At 68.4% G+C, this 16,333-nt stretch carries 13 protein-coding genes; 8 read left to right on the top strand and 5 right to left on the bottom strand.

Translation table 11 applies throughout. The annotated features are described in order from the left end of the window. Window positions 1-8: 8 nt before the first annotated feature. Both VGP60_RS01465 and VGP60_RS01470 read left to right on the top strand, forming a co-directional pair. Window positions 9-3,704 carry an FkbM family methyltransferase gene (locus VGP60_RS01465; RefSeq protein ID WP_327545975.1) on the top strand — a complete coding sequence of 1,232 codons (3,696 nt, stop codon included), beginning with the start codon at window positions 9-11 and terminating at the stop codon, window positions 3,702-3,704. A gap of 67 nt (window positions 3,705-3,771) precedes the next feature. After that, window positions 3,772-4,941 (top strand): acyltransferase, encoded by a 1,170-nt coding sequence (locus VGP60_RS01470; protein WP_327545976.1) that lies wholly within the window; start codon window positions 3,772-3,774, stop codon window positions 4,939-4,941. Window positions 4,942-5,099: 158 nt separating this feature from the next. Here VGP60_RS01470 and VGP60_RS01475 read toward each other — a convergent pair whose 3' ends face one another. From VGP60_RS01475 to VGP60_RS01485, 3 genes are all read right to left on the bottom strand, one after another. Further along, window positions 5,100-5,768: a response regulator transcription factor gene (locus tag VGP60_RS01475; RefSeq protein ID WP_327545977.1), complete on the bottom strand. Its 669-nt coding sequence runs from the start codon at window positions 5,766-5,768 to the stop codon at window positions 5,100-5,102. Then, entirely contained in the window at window positions 5,765-6,850 is a 1,086-nt protein-coding gene (locus tag VGP60_RS01480; RefSeq protein ID WP_327545978.1) for a sensor histidine kinase, read from the bottom strand. Before VGP60_RS01480 ends, VGP60_RS01475 begins: the two co-directional genes overlap by 4 nt. Window positions 6,851-6,977: 127 nt before the next feature. Next, a complete protein-coding gene (locus tag VGP60_RS01485) occupies window positions 6,978-7,814 on the bottom strand; it encodes a helix-turn-helix transcriptional regulator (protein WP_327545979.1) in 837 nt (278 codons plus the stop codon). A 102-nt stretch (window positions 7,815-7,916) separates the two neighbouring features. On the opposite strand from VGP60_RS01485, the gene VGP60_RS01490 reads away from it, so the two are divergent. The 5 genes from VGP60_RS01490 (at window position 7,917) to VGP60_RS01510 (ending at window position 12,201) form a co-directional block, all read left to right on the top strand. Then, window positions 7,917-9,350, top strand: a complete 1,434-nt coding sequence (locus VGP60_RS01490) for an MFS transporter (protein ID WP_327545980.1) — start codon at window positions 7,917-7,919, stop codon at window positions 9,348-9,350. Window positions 9,351-9,467: 117 nt separating this feature from the next. Beyond that, the gene (locus tag VGP60_RS01495; RefSeq protein ID WP_327545981.1) at window positions 9,468-9,983 is read left to right on the top strand and encodes a sigma-70 family RNA polymerase sigma factor; all 516 of its coding nucleotides are present in this window, start codon (window positions 9,468-9,470) and stop codon (window positions 9,981-9,983) included. Next, on the top strand, window positions 9,980-10,858 hold the full coding sequence (locus VGP60_RS01500; protein WP_327545982.1) for a VOC family protein: 879 nt from the start codon (window positions 9,980-9,982) through the stop codon (window positions 10,856-10,858). The genes VGP60_RS01495 and VGP60_RS01500 overlap by 4 nt, the downstream gene beginning before the upstream one ends. Window positions 10,859-10,870: 12 nt before the next feature. Next, the gene (locus tag VGP60_RS01505) at window positions 10,871-11,284 is read left to right on the top strand and encodes a hypothetical protein (RefSeq protein ID WP_327545983.1); all 414 of its coding nucleotides are present in this window, start codon (window positions 10,871-10,873) and stop codon (window positions 11,282-11,284) included. A 41-nt stretch (window positions 11,285-11,325) separates the two neighbouring features. Next, window positions 11,326-12,201, top strand: coding sequence for a phytanoyl-CoA dioxygenase family protein (locus tag VGP60_RS01510; RefSeq protein WP_327545984.1), 876 nt, complete (start codon window positions 11,326-11,328; stop codon window positions 12,199-12,201). 84 nt (window positions 12,202-12,285) lie between these two features. Here VGP60_RS01510 and VGP60_RS01515 read toward each other — a convergent pair whose 3' ends face one another. Continuing rightward, window positions 12,286-14,067: a gamma-glutamyltransferase family protein gene (locus VGP60_RS01515; protein WP_327545985.1), complete on the bottom strand. Its 1,782-nt coding sequence runs from the start codon at window positions 14,065-14,067 to the stop codon at window positions 12,286-12,288. A gap of 9 nt (window positions 14,068-14,076) precedes the next feature. Beyond that, entirely contained in the window at window positions 14,077-15,384 is a 1,308-nt protein-coding gene (locus VGP60_RS01520) for a UDP-glucose/GDP-mannose dehydrogenase family protein (protein WP_327545986.1), read from the bottom strand. 157 nt (window positions 15,385-15,541) lie between these two features. Between VGP60_RS01520 and VGP60_RS01525 the strand changes: the two genes are divergently transcribed. Then, the gene (locus VGP60_RS01525) at window positions 15,542-16,300 is read left to right on the top strand and encodes an SDR family NAD(P)-dependent oxidoreductase (RefSeq protein ID WP_327545987.1); all 759 of its coding nucleotides are present in this window, start codon (window positions 15,542-15,544) and stop codon (window positions 16,298-16,300) included. Window positions 16,301-16,333 lie beyond the last annotated feature (33 nt).

A 16,333-nucleotide genomic window follows, 5' to 3' on the forward strand; every position in this document is an offset into this window, starting at 1 on the left:
CACCGGCCGTGACAGCGTGCACCATCGTCGCGAGGAACTACCTTCCCGCGGCGAGGGTGCTCGCGCGGTCCTATCTGCGGCATCACCCCGAAGGTGATTTCGTCATCGCGGTCATCGACGCGGACGAGGCGGATCTCGGCGGGCAGGACGGGTTCCGGGTCGTCGGCCGGGACGCGTTCGGCATCGACGAAGACACCTACCTGCGCATGGCGACCGCGTACTCGATCACCGAGTTGGCGACCTCGGTCAAGCCGTACCTGTTGCGACAGTTGCTGCGCGACAGGCAGGTAGCGATCTATCTCGACCCGGACATCCAGGTGTTCGCGCCGATGCCCGAGCTCGCTGTGCTGGCCGCCGAACACGGAATCGTGCTCACGCCGCATTTCCTCGCGCCGCTGCCGCAGGACGGCATGGAGCCCGACGACGCCGTGATCATGGGGACGGGCATCTTCAACCTCGGTTTCGTCGCCGTGGGTACCGGTGCCGGGGACTTCCTGGACTTCTGGGCGCAGCGCCTGCGGCACGACGCGATCGTCGCCCCGGAAAAGCAGCTGTTCACCGATCAGCGCTGGGTCGACCAGGTACCGGCGCTGTTCGGTCACCACGTGCTCCGGGACCCCGGGTTCAACGTGGCCTACTGGAACCTGCACGACCGCTCGGTCGGCCGTGACGCCGAGGGCACGCTCACCGCGGGCGGGCACCGGCTCCGGTTCTTCCACTTCAGCGGCTACCGGCCGGAAACGAACTGGCTGCTGAGCTTCCATCTCGCCCGCAAGCCCCGGATCCTGCTTTCCGAGCATCCCGAAGTACGAGCCCTGTGCGACGCCTACGGTGCCGCGCTGAAGGCCGCCGGGTACGCCGAAACGCTGGACGCGGTGGCCTACGGTTTCGCGAAGTTCGGCGACGGCCAGTCGTTGACGCCGATCAGCCGCCGGTTGTTCCGTGACGGCTGGATCAAGGCCGAGCTCACGAAGAAGCCGTTGCCACCACACGCTTTCGGCGCCGACGGCGGAGCGGCCTTGCGGGCCTGGCTGCTTTCGTCGGACGAAGACGCGCACGCCGCCGCCGGTCTCAACAGGCTGGTCATGGCCGTCTGGGAAGCACGGGTGGATCTGCAGCTCGCCTTCCCGCAGCCGACCGGCGCGGATTCGGCCCGGCTGCGCAGCTGGTGCGGCCTGTCCGGGGTCTCCGAGGGCATGCTGCCCGAATGGGCCGTCCCGGCCGAGCCGGAGCCGCCGGCCGCGCCCGACGAGGAATTCGGCGTCAACCTGCTCGGTTACCTGACCGCGGAACTCGGTGTCGGCGAGATGGGCCGCATCGTGCACGACGCCATCTCGCTCGCGAAGGTCCCGGTCGTCTCCGTACTCGAAGAACGCTCGCTGCAGAGCCGGACCGGGATCGACCAGCCGGAAACCGTGGGCAAGCCCCATTTCCCGGTCAGTGTGCTCGCGGTCAACGCCGACCAGACGGCGGCGGTGCTCGCGAACCACCCCGAGGTCGGCTACCAGCGTTACCGGATCGGCTTGTGGGCTTGGGAGCTCGAGGACTTTCCCCAGGCACAGCACCACGCCTTCGATTTGCTCGACGAGGTGTGGACGGTCTCGGACTTCTGCCGGGACGCGCTCGCCAGGCACACCACGATCCCGGTGAAGACGATCCCGGTGCCGGTCCGCGATCACGGCGCCGTCAACGCGCCGCGCCGCGCCGCCGGTGACCCCGCTCAGTTCCTGTTCGCCTTCGACTTCAACAGCACCGCGCAGCGGAAGAACCCGGGCGGGGTCGTCGCCGCGTTCCAGCGCGCGTTCCCCGAACGCGAAGACGTGCGCCTGGTCATCAAGACGATCAACGCGCGCCTGCATCCCGGGGTGGCGGAACGGCTCCGGATCGAGGTCGCCGACGACCCGCGGATCGAGCTGATCGAGCGCTACCTGAGCGTCGCCGAACTGCACGAGCTTTACGACACCAGCACTTGTTACGTGTCCCTGCACCGGAGTGAGGGCTTCGGCCTGACCGTGGCCGAGGCCATGGTGCGCGCGATGCCGGTGATCTCGACGGACTACTCGAGCACGCGCGAGTTCCTCGACGAGCGGACCGGCTGGCCGATCCGCTACCGGATGGTCCCGGTGGGCAACGGCGCCCTCCCGTACCACCCGGACGGCGTCTGGGCGGATCCCGACGTCGGTGCCGCCGCGGCCGCGATGCGGCAGATCGTCGAAGATCCGGAAGAAGCCACACGCCGCGGCAAGGCCGCTCGCGAACACATCCTGCGGACCCGTTCGATGGAGACGGCCGCCGCCTGGATGCACGCCGAGCTTTCGCAGGCTTACGAGACGTGGCAAGCGAAACGCGGCGCTCTCGCCGCGCCGCCCGCCCCCGAACAACTCGACCACCCGCTGTCGCCGATGCACAACGCGCGGGAAGCCCTGCGCTGGCGCCCGGAGCCGGGCGCGTCCTCGCGGGTGCCGCTCGCCCCCGCGATGCGCAAAGCGGTGCTGCGCGTCATCGACCACTACGACGTCCACCAGCGCAACGTCATGGGCGCGCTGCAAGACGGCGTGGAGAGCACCGCTCAGCGGTTGCTCGGCAGGCTCGAAGCCGTCGAGGCGGCGTTGGAAGAGTCGCGGCGCGCGGCGCAACGTGACGCCGAATTCACCACCAGGCTCAGCGCCAAGCTGGCGACGACCCAGTCGGCATTGGACGAACTTCGCCACCAGGCGCCCGGAACCCAATCCACGCTGCAGGGCGTCGCGGAAGACGTGACCCGGCTCCAGACCGAGCTGACGTCCGGGTTCGAGGCCTCACAATCGTTGTCGCACAGCATGTTCCAGGAGCGCGACGCGCGACTGGACAACAACGAGCACCTGATCCGGCGGATCACGGCAGACGTCGAAGCGGTGCACGAAGCCGCGCGGCTCGTCCACAGCCCGGTCCCCGACGGTGCCGAGGTGGTCCTCTGTGACGCGGGTGCGCTGCTCCTGCCCGCGGACGACGTCGTCCTGCCGTGGATCCGTTACCACCGCTCGTGGGAGAAGTCCGAAGCCACGAAGATGACCGAGTTGGCGAGCCGCCGGCCGGGTGCGTTCCTCGACGTCGGCGCACACGTCGGCTACCACACGCTGAGCCTGCTGCGCACGACTCCGGGTGTCACGCGGGTGGTCGCCGTCGAGGTGGACGCCACCAACGCCGGTTTCCTGCGGCGGAACCTCGCCGCGAACCTGCCCGCTTGGCAGGCGGAACGCGTCACCGTGGTCGAGGCCGCCGCCTGGGACACCGACGCCGGCGTACGCCTTGTCCGTGCCGCGGAGACCAACAGCGGCGATCACCGCGTTCGTGAAGCCGCCGAGGGCGACGGCACGGACGTCGTGCCGTCGGTTCGGCTGGAGACGCTTCCGGAGGTCACGGCTCAGCCCGTCACGCTGGTGAAGGTGGACCTGCAGGGGCGCGATCACCGTGCGCTCGCGGGACTCCGGGCGATCCTGGAACGCGACCGGCCCGACGTCGTCTGCGAATTCTCACCCGAAGCGATCGAAGAGCTCGGTGACGATCCCTCGCAGGTACTCGCGGGCTACCGCAAGCTCGGCTATCGGCTGCTGACGATCGAAGCGGACGGCCGGGTCGTCGACGACTACACCGACGACGAGCTGATCCGTGGCGCCAGAACGGACGAACGGGAGTTCTTCACCCTGTGGCTGTGCCCTGCCTGAGCGGATGTGTTGGTTAGTCGCAAACTGAGAAAGCCGGGAAGCTACCCTGTGGCGGACACAGGGGGTGGTGACTCTGACGACCACGCAGTCGAAGCGCCGAATCGTCTTCATCGACATCGGCAGGGCGATGGCCGCGCTTCTCGTGTTCTACAGCCACCTGGCCGAGCCGTGGGTGCACGCGAAGGGCGAACACGCGCCCTACATCGACTTCATCGACGCTTTGACGAGCGGGCCGATGCACATGGCGGGCCAGGGCATCGGGCAGATCGCGGTGCCGTTCTTCTTCCTGGTCAGTGGTTTCGTGGTGACGCCGATCGCGATGCGGCAGGGCCAGGGGCGCTTCACGCTGAACCGGGTCATCCGGATCTACGCGCCGATGCTGTTCACCGTGCTGTTGACCGCCGTCCTGCTGGCAGCGAATCTCCACCCGCCGTCAACCGGCCAGTCGCAGCTGCTCACCCCGGTCACCGTGCTGACGAACATCACCTTGGCCAACTACCTGATCTTCCCGCAGGTGGTGCTGATCCCGGTGGCGTGGACGATGATCATCGAGGTCATCTTCTACGCGATGATTTTGCTGGTGCTGCCGGTGCTCCGCCGGGCGGTGTGGCTGGCCATCGCCATCGAGCTCACCTTCGTTTTCGTCGTGCTGATGAGCCGGACCCATTACAGCGCCTCGTATTCGCTGTTCGGCGTCGCGGTTTCGTATCTCCCGGCGATGATCATCGGCCAGATCATCTGGGCGACCGCGAGCAAGCGGATCCCGCTGTGGGCCGGTTGGACCTACGGGGCGATCGCGTGGTCGCTCTACGTCCTCGCCGACATCGTGGACGTCGGCCGGATCGACAATTCGTACAACCTCGCGCTCGCGTTCGCGATCGTCTGCTTCCTGATGGGGATGTTCGCCGAACCGAGGCTGAAGGAACGGCCGTTCTGGACGGCGTTGTCCGAGCGCAGCTATTCGCTTTATCTCCTGCACATGCTGGTTTCGTTCGTCCTGCTCGAACTGCTGCGCCCGGCGGTGCCGCTGCCTCTCGCGTTGCTGATCGTCATCGTGGTGACCTTCGGCGTCGTGGAGATCTCGTACCGGCTGGTCGAGCAGCCCAGTCACAAGCTGGCCAGGAAACTGGCGACCCGGTTCGACAAACCCGGGTCCGGGAAACCGAAACCGCAGCCTCCACCACCCAGAGATCCCGAATCCACCGTCGTCATGCAACGAGTTAATTCGAACGGGTGACTTAGGCCACCTCCGTCAACGAGGTCCCACCACTGGGCGTCCTACCAACGCAGCATCAGCTGCGAGGAGGTAGTCCATGTGGGTTCAGATCATCATCGTTTCGGTGTTGGCCGTGGTGTTCCTCGTTCGCCTGACCAGGCAGCTGCGGCACCGGTGAGTCACTTGCCGCGTGGCGTGACCAGGCCTGATTCGTAGGCGAGCACGACAAGCTGTGCCCTGTCGCGAGCGCCGATCTTGGTCATGATGCGGCTGACGTGGGTACGGGCCGTCGCCGTCGAGATGACCAGCTGAGCGGCGATTTCGTCGTTCGACAGGCCGCCGGCGACCAGCGCGAGCACCTCACGTTCCCGGTCGGTCACCTCGCGGACGGCGCTGGAGTCGACGCGGCGGTTCTCCGGGCGGCCCACGAACTCGGCGATCAGCCGACGGGTGACTGTCGGCGCGAGTAGCGCTTCACCGGCGTTGATCACCTGCAACGCGCGAAGCAGCTCCACCGGCTCGGTGTCCTTCAGCAGGAACCCGCTCGCCCCGGCCCGCAGCGCTTCGTAGACGTACTCGTCGACGTCGAAAGTGGTCAGCACCAGCACCTTCACCCCGGACAGCTCGGGGTTCGAAGTGATCTGGCGAGTCGCTTCGAGCCCATCGACCCCGGGCATCCGGATGTCCATCACGACGATGTCCGGCCGATGCCGGAGCGCCTGGGCGACCGCCTCCGTGCCGTTCCCGGCTTCCCCGCAGACCTCGAACCCGTCCTCGGTCTCCAGCAGCACCCGGAAACCGGCGCGGACGAGCACCTGGTCGTCGGCCAGCACCACGCGGATGTTCACGAGTCCCCCTCCTGCAGTGGAAGTTCGGCACGCACTTCGAATCCCCCTTCGACCGGCCTGGCGAGCACTTTGCCGCCGAGCGCGGCGGCGCGTTCGCCCATGCCGCGCAGGCCGTTGCCGAGTTTCGGCTCCGCGGCCCCCATACCGTCGTCGGTCACGACGAGTTCGAAGAAGCCCTCGCGCCGGTCGAAACGGACCTGGACGTTTTTGGGCTGGTTCGCGTGCCGGACCACGTTGGTCAATGACTCTTGCAGGATCCGGTACGCGGCGCCATCGGTCGGCGCGGGCAGCTCGCCCGGCGAGCCCTCGACGCGCACGACAAGCCCTGTCGCGCGGGCGTGCTCGAACAGTTCGGACATCTGGCGCAGGCTCGGCGCGGGGGCGCGGTCCTCCCCCGACCGCAGCACGGCGAGGGTCGCGCGCAGATCCTTCAGCGCGGACGCGCTGGCTTCCTTGATGTTGAGCAGTGCTTCCTTGGCCTGCTCGGGACGTCGATCGGCGACATGCGCGGCGACCCCGGCCTGGACGTTGATCATCGCGAGGCTGTGGGCGACGACGTCGTGCACATCGCGGGCGATCCGCAGCCGTTCCTGCTCGGCCATCCGCCCCTGGTGCTCCACGGCCCGCTCTCGCGAGGCCCGCACGGCGGTGACCTGGTTGCGGACGGCGGTCCCGATGCCCACCACGGCGACGATCCAGACCACGAACAGCCCGGCGCGGGCGTCCAAGAAGATTTCCCCGCCAGTGGCCAGGTAGACCACGAACCCGACGAGCATCAGCGATCCACCCGCGATGCCCGCCCTGACCGGGCCCTGGCGCTGGGTGAGCGTGAACAGCGCGATCGTCGGCAGGAACACCGCGGGCCCGCCCGGATACCCTGAGATCCAGTAATACGCCCAGGTCAACGCCGCGACCACGAGGAACACCGTCAGCGGGAACCGGCGCCGGACCATTAGCGGCAGCGCGGCGGCGAGCAGCCAGAGGTAACCGAAGACGTCGAGGCGGTGCACGTCGGGCTGCCAGCGGGAGGCACCCGTTGTCGCTCCGAGCACGAAGAGCGTCACGAACAGGGTCGACACCACTGTCCATCTCGCCGGATCGCGTTCTCTCCATCGCTCTTGCCACACGCCGGAAAAGCTACCCGGCCCAGGTGACATTCGCGTCCGTCGCGAAGCGGCTCTCGGGCTACGACACCCGACGTACGCGGCGCTAGCCGAAGACCGGCAGCTTCGACGCGGTTTCCTCGTCGGCCGGGGTGTAGGCGGCCAGCGAGATTTCGGAGCGCGGGCCGAAGTAGAGGTACGCGAAGTCGAACCGCAGCAGCCCCACGTCCGGGTGCTCGAAGCGCTTGGTCCGGATGCGCTCGGAGGTGACCTCGTGCTGGTTCCACAGCCGCTCGAACACCGGCGATTCCTTCCGAAGCCGCTTCACCAGGCATTTCCACGCCGGCTCGGCGACATGCTCGGCCATCGCCGCGCGGAAGCCCGCGACCATCCGCGGCGCGTTGGTGTCGAAGTCCGGCAGCCGCTTGCGCCATTCCGGGTTGGTCAAGCACTGGAGCAACGAGTTGCGCTCCTCGAACGGGATCGCGTCGACGTCGCCCATCAGCCAGTCGTAGCCACGGTTGTAGGCCAGGATGTCGCAGCGCGCGTTGCGCACCATGGCGGGGAACGGTTCGAGCTGGCGCATCATCACGTGGATCGACGGCGAGATGGACCGGCATTCCTTTTCGGCGGGCGGCTCGGGCGCGCCCGCGAGGGTGAAGAGGTGCGAGTGCTCGTACGGGTCGAGCCGCAGCGTCCGCGAGATGGCGTCGAGCACCTGCTCGGAGGCGTTGATGTCGCGGCCCTGCTCGAGCCAGGTGTACCAGGTGACCCCGACCCCGGCGAGCTGCGCGACCTCTTCGCGGCGCAGGCCCGGCGTCCGGCGTCGACCGGCGAACGGCAACCCGACCTGCTCCGGCGTGATGCGCTCGCGGCGGCTGCGCAGGAAGGCGGCCAGCTCGTGGCGGCGCACGGCGGCGGGATCTTGCAGGACAGCGGTCATGGTCCCAGGGTCGCACGTCCGCGAGCCTATTACCAGGTAGTCGTGGTACCCGGATAAACAGACTCCTGGTACCAGGTTAAATGAGCGTGGAACCTAGTACTCATGACGACTCAGACAGCGGCACCCACCCTCGCCGCGCCGCAGTCAGTCAGGCCGGGGCTTACCCCTGCCGGCCTGGTGACCGTGCTGCTGGGGGCAGCACTTCCCCTGATCGACTTCTTCATCGTCAACGTCGCGCTGCCGACGATCGATGCCGACTTCAACGCCTCGACGCCCACCCTCGAACTCGTGGTGGCCGCCTACGGCATCACCTACGCCGTCCTGCTCGTCGTCGGCGGACGGCTCGGCGACGCCTTCGGGCGCCGCAAGCTCTTCATCGCCGGGCTCACGGCGTTCACGATCACTTCGCTGGTCTGCGGCATCGCGCCGACCGCGGAAATGCTGGTGGTCGCCAGGGCCGCCCAGGGCGCGTCGGCCGCGCTGATGCTGCCGCAGGTCCTCTCCATCATCCAGGCCACGACCAGCGGCGAACAGCGCTCGAAGGCGCTGGGCATGTACGGCGCGACCGCCGGGATCTCCATGTTCATCGGCCAGTTGCTGGGCGGCGTGCTCGTCGCGGCGGACATCGCCGGGACCGGCTGGCGGCCGATCTTCCTGATCAACGTGCCGATCGGCCTGCTGGGCCTGTTCCTCGCGAAGAGGACCCTGCCGGAGACGCGCTCCGCGAACCCGCTCGGCGTCGACCACCTCGGCACGACGTTGCTCGGCATCTCACTGCTGTCGCTGCTCATCCCGCTGATGGAAGGCAGTGCCCTCGGCTGGCCCACCTGGACGATCGTGCTGCTCGCGCTCTTCCCCTTCGCCTTCGCCGGGTTCGTTCACGTCGAGCGGCGACTCGAACGGGCCGGTGGTGTGCCACTGCTGCCGCCGTCGATCCTGAAGATGCCGAGCATCCGCCGCGGCCTCGGCGTCGGCGCGCCGTTCTTCACCGGCTTCGGCGGCTTCATGTTCGTCGTCGCGATGACCCTGCAGGACGGCCTGCACCTCGGCCCCCTCGCCTCCGGCGCCGCGCTGACGCCGATGGCCGTCGGCTTCCTGGCAACGTCGTTGATCAGCAGCCGCCTGGTGACCAGGTTCGGTCAGCGGGTGGTGTCGTTCGGACTGTTCACGCAGGTGGTGGGGTTGCTGGTGATGCTTTTGTCGATCCGGCTGGCCTGGCCGGACCTGAACGTCCTCGACCTCGCGCCCGGGATGCTGATCTGCGGTATCGGTCAGGGAATGGCGATGACCACGCTGTTCCGGGTGGTGCTCTCGAAGGTGCCGACCGAGCTCGCGGGCGTCGGGAGTGGTGTCTTGACCACCACTCAGCAGACGTTCCTGGCGCTCGGCGTCGCCACCCTCGGAAGCCTTTTCGGCTCCCTGAGCGCGCCGGACTCGCTGGGTATCGAAGGCGCCTTTGTCCTCGTGATCGGCATCCAAGCAGTGCTCTCGCTCGGCGTCGCCCTCCTCGCCCGCACCCTCCCCGACCCGCGCTAACGGTCCGTGAAGGCCTTCACGACCAGTCGCGCAGCGAGTGGTCGTGAAGGCGAGTGGTCCGGAAAATTATCTGGGGTTGTCCGTCGGAAAAGGGGGTCGCCGGACGACGATGAGGGTGTGAGCGAACCTCGGGTGCGGCCGGACCCGGCCTTCGCGGTGCTCGACCTGTACGAGTCGGCGCTTCCGGAGGTCTACGGGTACCTGCTGTCCCGGTGCGGCAATCGCACGCTCGCCGAGGAACTGACGTCCGAGACGTTCCTGGGCGCGGTGAGCGCGTGCCGGAAGTCGGCAGCGCCGGTGAGCGTCGCGTGGTTGATCGGCGTGGCGCGGCACAAGCTCGCCGACCATTGGCGCCGCCGCGAGCGTGAGGAGCGTGGGTTGCGGCTGGTGCACGAGTCGGAACCCGAAACCGTCGATCCGTGGGACGGCGAGCTGGACGCGATCCTCGCTCGCGAAGTGCTCGGGTCGCTCGGCGCGCATCACCAGGCGGCACTGACCTTGCGTTACGTCGACGGGCTCGGCGTGCCCGAGGTCGCCGCGCATCTCGACCGGACCGTGCACGCCACCGAAGCGTTGCTGGTGCGCGCTCGCGCCGCTTTCCGGAAGGCCTACCAGGAGAAGGGGGAGCAATGACTGATCCGTTCGACGCCCTCCGCCGGCCTGGGGAAGCCGTCCGCCCCGACCCCGATTTCGCCGCCGAGCTGCGCGACAACCTGCGCCGCTTGGTACTGAACGGAGACCAGATGACCACCACCGAAGCAGTCCAAGCCCAAACCCGTTCCCTGACGCCGTACCTCGCCGTGTCCGACGCCCGCGCGGCGCTCGACTTCTACGTCGACGTGTTCGGCGCGACCCGCCGCGGCGAGCCGATCGTGATGCCGGACGGCAAGGTCGGGCACGCCGAGCTGGCCATCGGTGACACCGTGTTGATGCTCGCCGAGGAACACCCCGAGATCGGCCATGTCGCCGCGACCAACGGCGGCGCGTCGATCCGCGTCGAAGTGTCCGATGTGGACGGTTCGATGGCGCGGGCTGTCGAGCGCGGGGCCACGGTCATCCGAGAGGTGACCGAGTCTTCGTACGGGCGCGGCGGCTCGTTCCGCGATCCGTTCGGACAGCGCTGGCTGGTGGCACAGGCCGCTCCGCGCGCGGGCACCGACACTGTGCGGCACGGCCAGGCCGGGTACTTCACGTTCCAGGTGCCCGCGGCCGAACCCGCGAAGGCGTTCTACGGTGCCGTGCTCGGCTGGCAGTTCTCGCCGGGCCGCGTTGAGGGCGCCTGGGGCGTCGAGGGCAACGGCCTGCAGGGTGGGCTCTGGGGCGGTCCGGGCCGCCAGATCGGGTGGAAACTGATGTACGCCGTCGACGACCTGACCTCGGCGTTGGAGCGGGTCCGCGCGCAAGGTGGCCAGGCCGGCGAGGTGGAGCACGAGTCGTACGGGATGACAGCGGATTGTGTTGATAATCAAGGCATCGAGTTCTGGCTGTGGGAGCAAATCGGGGAGTGACATAGTAGGACGATGGAGTCGTGCTGGACGCCGAGGAGTGACGCCGAACTGACCGCGGGCTGGCGGCTGTGGCTCGAGCTGAGCACCCAGATCTGGCCGGACGCGACCTGGGACGGCACCCCGGCCGACGCCCTCCGCAGGCTCCGCGAGCTCTTCTCGCTCTGCGACAAGATCGAGTCGGACTTCCTCGCGGAGCCGGGCGCCGAGAAGTCGGCCGAGATCGTCGGGCTGTTGCAGTCGATGGTCGTGGCGGCGGCCACGCCGATGGAGCTGTGGTCGGACGACACCTACCCACTCGACGAGGAACGCACCGCTCTCCTGCACGCCGACCTCGCCTGCTTCGCCGACCACGCGCAGGGTGTCCTACGACTCCTCGCCGTCGGTGGCGGCTGGACCTCCCTCAACGTCACGACCCCGCCACGATAAATCGGTTGCCTGGGCCCGGCGGCCCGCCGCATGGTGGTGCGATGGGGATCGCAGAGACATGGGAGACGGACGGGTTCGTCGTTCTTCCCGGCTATTTGTCCGCCGAAGAACTGGCTCCGGCCCAGGCCGAACTGGGGAAGATGTTCCCTTCGGCCGAAGGCTTCCATGACGGCAGCGACCCACGTCGTGCGCGTTTTCTCGACGACGAGTTCAACGGCATCGACGGATTTCCTTTCGCCAGCACGGAACTGAGCCTGCTGGCCGTGCATCCCAAGATCGTCGGGTTGGCCGAGACCCTGCTCGGCGAAGACCTGCGCATCTACTCGGCCGAGTCGTGGGCGAAGTACACCGGCGCCGCCGACTACGACCAGGACCTGCACCGCGACTATCTCAACCACACGATCGTGGTGCCCAGCAGCACGTTCCGGCAGGTGGAGATGTTCGTCTACCTGGTCGACGTGCCGGAAGCGCTCGGCCCGCCGCATCTGGTTCCCGCCACCCAGTTGCCCGCCACGCCTAACTGGTTCCCGCGCTTCGGCGACAGCGAGAGCGATTTCGTCGCCAACGGAGACAACTCGGCGCTGTACGACGCCGAGGTCTCGGCCGCCGGGCCCGCGGGAACGGTCGTCGCTTTTGGGCTCGACACGTTCCATCGCGGCACCGCGATGGCTCAACCGGGTGGCGCGAGGTACACCATGCACCTCAACTACCGACCCGCCGCGGCCGAGTGGGCGCAGCGCCACGCGTGGGCCGAGCGCAGCCACGAACCGGCCTGGTACCGATTCGTCGGGCGGGCGACTCCGCATCAGCTGGCCTTGTTCGGTTTCCCGCCGCCCGGACATTCGTTCTGGACGCCCGAAGCCCTCGCCGGAACAGCGCTGCGCTACCCGGAGCTCGACCTCTCGCCCTGGGCCTAGGTCGTGTCTGGTAAATCTGTTCGATGGGCTTCGTGATCCAGGTGGTTAGACCGCGAACTTGATTTGCCAGACACGGCAATACACCTAGCGGCCGACGGCGTAGCCCTGCATGCCCCGGGGGTTCGCGGCGGCGCGCAGGATGCCGGTCGCCGGGTCGCGCGAAACGGCCGAAAGCCGGCCAAGCGCCCACTCGCCCGCATCGACGACGCTGTGCCCACGCTCGCCCAGTTCGTCCATTGTGGACTTCCCCAAGCGCGACTCGACGACGAGTTCGCGTGGCGTCCAGGAGCGCGGGTAGAACGAGCTCGGGAACGCGGTGGTGTGCCAGTTGGGCGCGTCGATCGACTCCTGCAGGTTCAGCCCGGCGAGGGTGTGCGCGAGCCAGAAGCACAGCTGCCACTGGTCCTGCTGGTCACCACCGGGCGTGCCGAAGGCGATCGTCGGCTCGCCGCCACGCAGGGCCATCGACGGCGAAAGCGTGATGCGGGGCCGTTTTCCGGGCGCCAGCGAGTTCGGGAGGCCCTGTTCGAGCCAGAACATCTGCCCGCGCGAGTCGAGGCAGAAGCCCAGCTCGGGGATGGTCGGGCTGGACTGCAGCCAGCCGCCGGACGGCGTCGCCGAGATCATGTTGCCCGCCGCGTCGACGACGTCGATGTGCACGGTGTCGCCGCGGGTTTCACCGGTCGGGCCGACGGTCGGTTCGCCGGTGGCGCCGGAGCCCGCTTGGAGTCCGCGGAGGCGTTCGAGGATCGCGGGCAGTTTCGGCGCGACGCCGCCGGGCGAGCCAGGGCGGAGTTCGGCGCTGGCTTCGTCAGTGATCAGCGCGCGGCGCTGGGCGGTGTACTCGGCCGAGAGCAGGGCGTCCATCGGGACGTCGGAGTCGCCGTACCAAGCTTCGCGGTCGGCGAAGGCGAGCTTCGCGCACTCGGTGGCGAGGTGGACGGTGCGAGCCGTCGGCAGTCCGTCTACATAGGACAGTTCGTCGCGGAAACCGTCCAGCAGCAACAACTGCTGAGTCAGCGCGGGGCCTTGTGTCCACGGGCCGAGCTTGACGACACTCCAGTCACCGAGGTCGGTGATCAGCGCGTCCTCGTAGGTCGCTTCCCAGTTCGCCATGTCCTGGCCGGTGATCAGGCCCGCGTGGTCACGCCCGGAGTCGTCGCGGAACGCCTGCTTGGAGAAAGTGTCGACATATTCCGCGACGAAACCGTGCGACCAGGCGCGGCGGGCGGCGTCGATCTGGGCTTCGCGGCCGGTGACGGCTTCGGCCTCGGACAGCAGCCGCTCCCAGGTCCCGGCGAGGGTCGGGTTGCGGTGCAACGTGCCGGGGGCGGGCGGCTTGCCGTCGACGAGCCAGAGGTCGGCCGACGACTTCCAGTGGTTCTTGAACAGTTCCGACACCGTCTCGATGGTCGCCGAGACGCGGTCGACCAGTGGAACGCCGTGCTGCGCATAGGAAATCGCGTACTTGAGGACGTCACGCAGACTCTTGGTGCCGTGGTCGCGCAGCAGCAGAAGCCAGCCGTCCCACGCGCCGGGGACCGTTCCCGGGAGCAGCCCGCTGCCCGGGATGAGGTCGAGCCCCAGGTCGGCGAAGTGTTCGGGCGTCGCCGCGGCGGGCGAGACGCCCTGGCCCGCGAGGACCCGCGGCGTGCGGTCGGTGGCCGTCACGAAGATCGCCGGGACCTGCCCGGCGGGGCCGTTCAGATGCGGTTCGGCGACTTGGAGGACAAAACCGGCGGCCACCGCCGCGTCGAAGGCGTTGCCGCCGTTTTCGAGCACCGCCATACCGGTGGCCGAAGCCAGCCAATGCGTCGACGCCACCATGCCATGGGTTCCGGATAGCTCCGGCCGGGTCGTGAACACCCGGCGATACTACGCGTTGCTAACGACTTTTGAGTAGGCCTTCGGTCGGCCGATGCCCTGCCAGGAGAGTCCGACACCCAGGATGAGCTGCGGATCCAGCAGATTCCGGGTGTCCACAACTGTGTCCCCGACCATCATCTCGGCCATGTACGACCAGTCGAGCCGCTTGAACTCGTCCCACTCCGTCAGCACGACGACGGCGTCCGCACCCTTGGCCACCTGGTAGGCGTCGTCGACCACGGTCATGCCCGCGATCTCGCCGCCGACAGCCGGGTCGTACGCCGTGAGCTCGGCGCCCAGCGCGCCCAGCACCGAGGCCACCGCGAGCGCCGGCGAGTCGCGCAGGTCGTTCGTCCCGGCCTTGAACGCCAGCCCCAGCAGCCCGATCCGCGCCCCGGCGAGCCTGCCGCCGACAGCGCCCGCGATCTTCGCGACGATCCGGTCCCGCTGCGCGAGGTTCTCGTCGATCGCGGCGCCGAGCATGCCGAAGTCGAACTTCACCGACTCCGCGATCCGCAGCAGCGCGTGCGTGTCCTTCGGCAGGCACGACCCTCCCCAGCCCGGCCCCGGCTTCAGGAACGAGCGGCCGATGCGACGGTCGTGGCCCATGCCTTCGGTGACCTTGTCGATGTCCGCGTCGAGCCGTTCGCACAGCTCCGCGATCGAGTTGACGTACGAAAGCTTCATCGCGAGGAAGCAGTTCGCCGCGTACTTCACCAGCTCCGCGCTCGCCGCGTCGGAGACGACCGTCGGCGCCGCGAGGTCGGCGTACAGCTCGCCCACCCAGCGCGCCGCGCCCTCGTCGTCCGAGCCGACGACGATCCGGTCCGGGCCGAGGAAGTCGGCGACGGCAGTGCCCTCGCGCAGGAACTCCGGGTTCGACACCACCGGGATGTCCGAGCGGCCGACGAGCTCGCGGATCCGCCGCGAGGTGCCCACCGGCACGGTCGACTTCGTGATCAGCGCGCAGCGCGGCGGCAGGACGTCGCCGATCTCGGCCGTCACCGCCTCCACCGCGCGCAGGTCCGCCGCGCCAGCGGCACCCATCGGCGTCGGTACACAGAGGAACACGCCCTCGGCGTCCCGCACGGCTTCTCTGGCCCCGACGACGAACGTGAGCCTGCCGCTGGTCAGCCCACGGCCGACCAATTCGGACAGTCCCGGTTCGAGAATGTCCACTCGTCCGGCCGCGAGCCGCGCGACCTTCGCCTCGTCGACGTCGACGCAAGTGACCTGATGTCCGAGGCCTGCCAGGCAGGCTCCCGTGGTCAATCCGACGTATCCGGTCCCCACCACCACGATCCGAGCTGCGGTCATGAGCTGAAGGTGACAGCCCGAGTTGGCCGCAGCACTAACGGAAGCGGACAGGCCCGAATACTCCTCGCGACGGGTGAGGAGTCTCATTCTCCCGGCGACGCGAACGAGCGTTAACCTAAGGCGAATATTGGCCAGCTCAGGAAGGAACCGGAGAACAATGCAGATCACCGACACCGCCGCGCTCGTCACAGGTGGGGCTTCCGGGCTGGGCGGCGCGACCGCCAAGGCACTGGCCGCGAAGGGCGCGCGGGTTTTCGCGCTCGACCTCGCGGGCTCGATCGAGAAGGCCGAGCAGGTCGACGGCGTCACCTACGTCGAGGCCGACGTGACGAACCCCGACCAGGTCCAGGCCGCGGTGGACACGGCAGCGGGCTCGGGCGTGCCGCTGCGGACCGTGGTGAACTGCGCCGGCATCGGCCCGGCCGCGCGGATCCTGTCCAAAAAGGGCAAGCACGACCTGAACCTGTACGCGAAGGTCATCCAGATCAACCTGATCGGCACGTTCAACGTCATGACATTGGCCGCCGAGGCGATCTCCCAGACCGACCCGCTCGTCGACGACGCTCGCGGCGTCATCATCAACACGGCGTCCGTCGCCGCTTACGACGGCCAGATCGGGCAGGCCGCATACGCGTCCTCGAAGGGTGGCGTTGTCGGGCTGACGCTGTCCGCCGCGCGTGACCTGGCGTCCTACGGTATCCGCGTGCTGACCATCGCGCCCGGCATCATCGACACCCCGATGCTCGCGACCGTCAGCGAGGAGTTCCGCGAGAAGCTCGCCGCCGGCATCCCGTTCCCGAAGCGCCTCGGCCGCCCAGACGAATACGCGCAGCTCGCGCTGAGCCTCGTCGACCACGACTACCTGAACGGCGAGGTCATCCGCATGGACGGCTCCCTCCGCATGGCCCCGCGCTAGCCCACTCCGGGGAATGTGTCGACACATTCCCCG

It is taken from the genome of Amycolatopsis sp. (genome assembly GCF_036008905.1).
Classification (GTDB): Bacteria; Actinomycetota; Actinomycetes; order Mycobacteriales; family Pseudonocardiaceae; genus Amycolatopsis.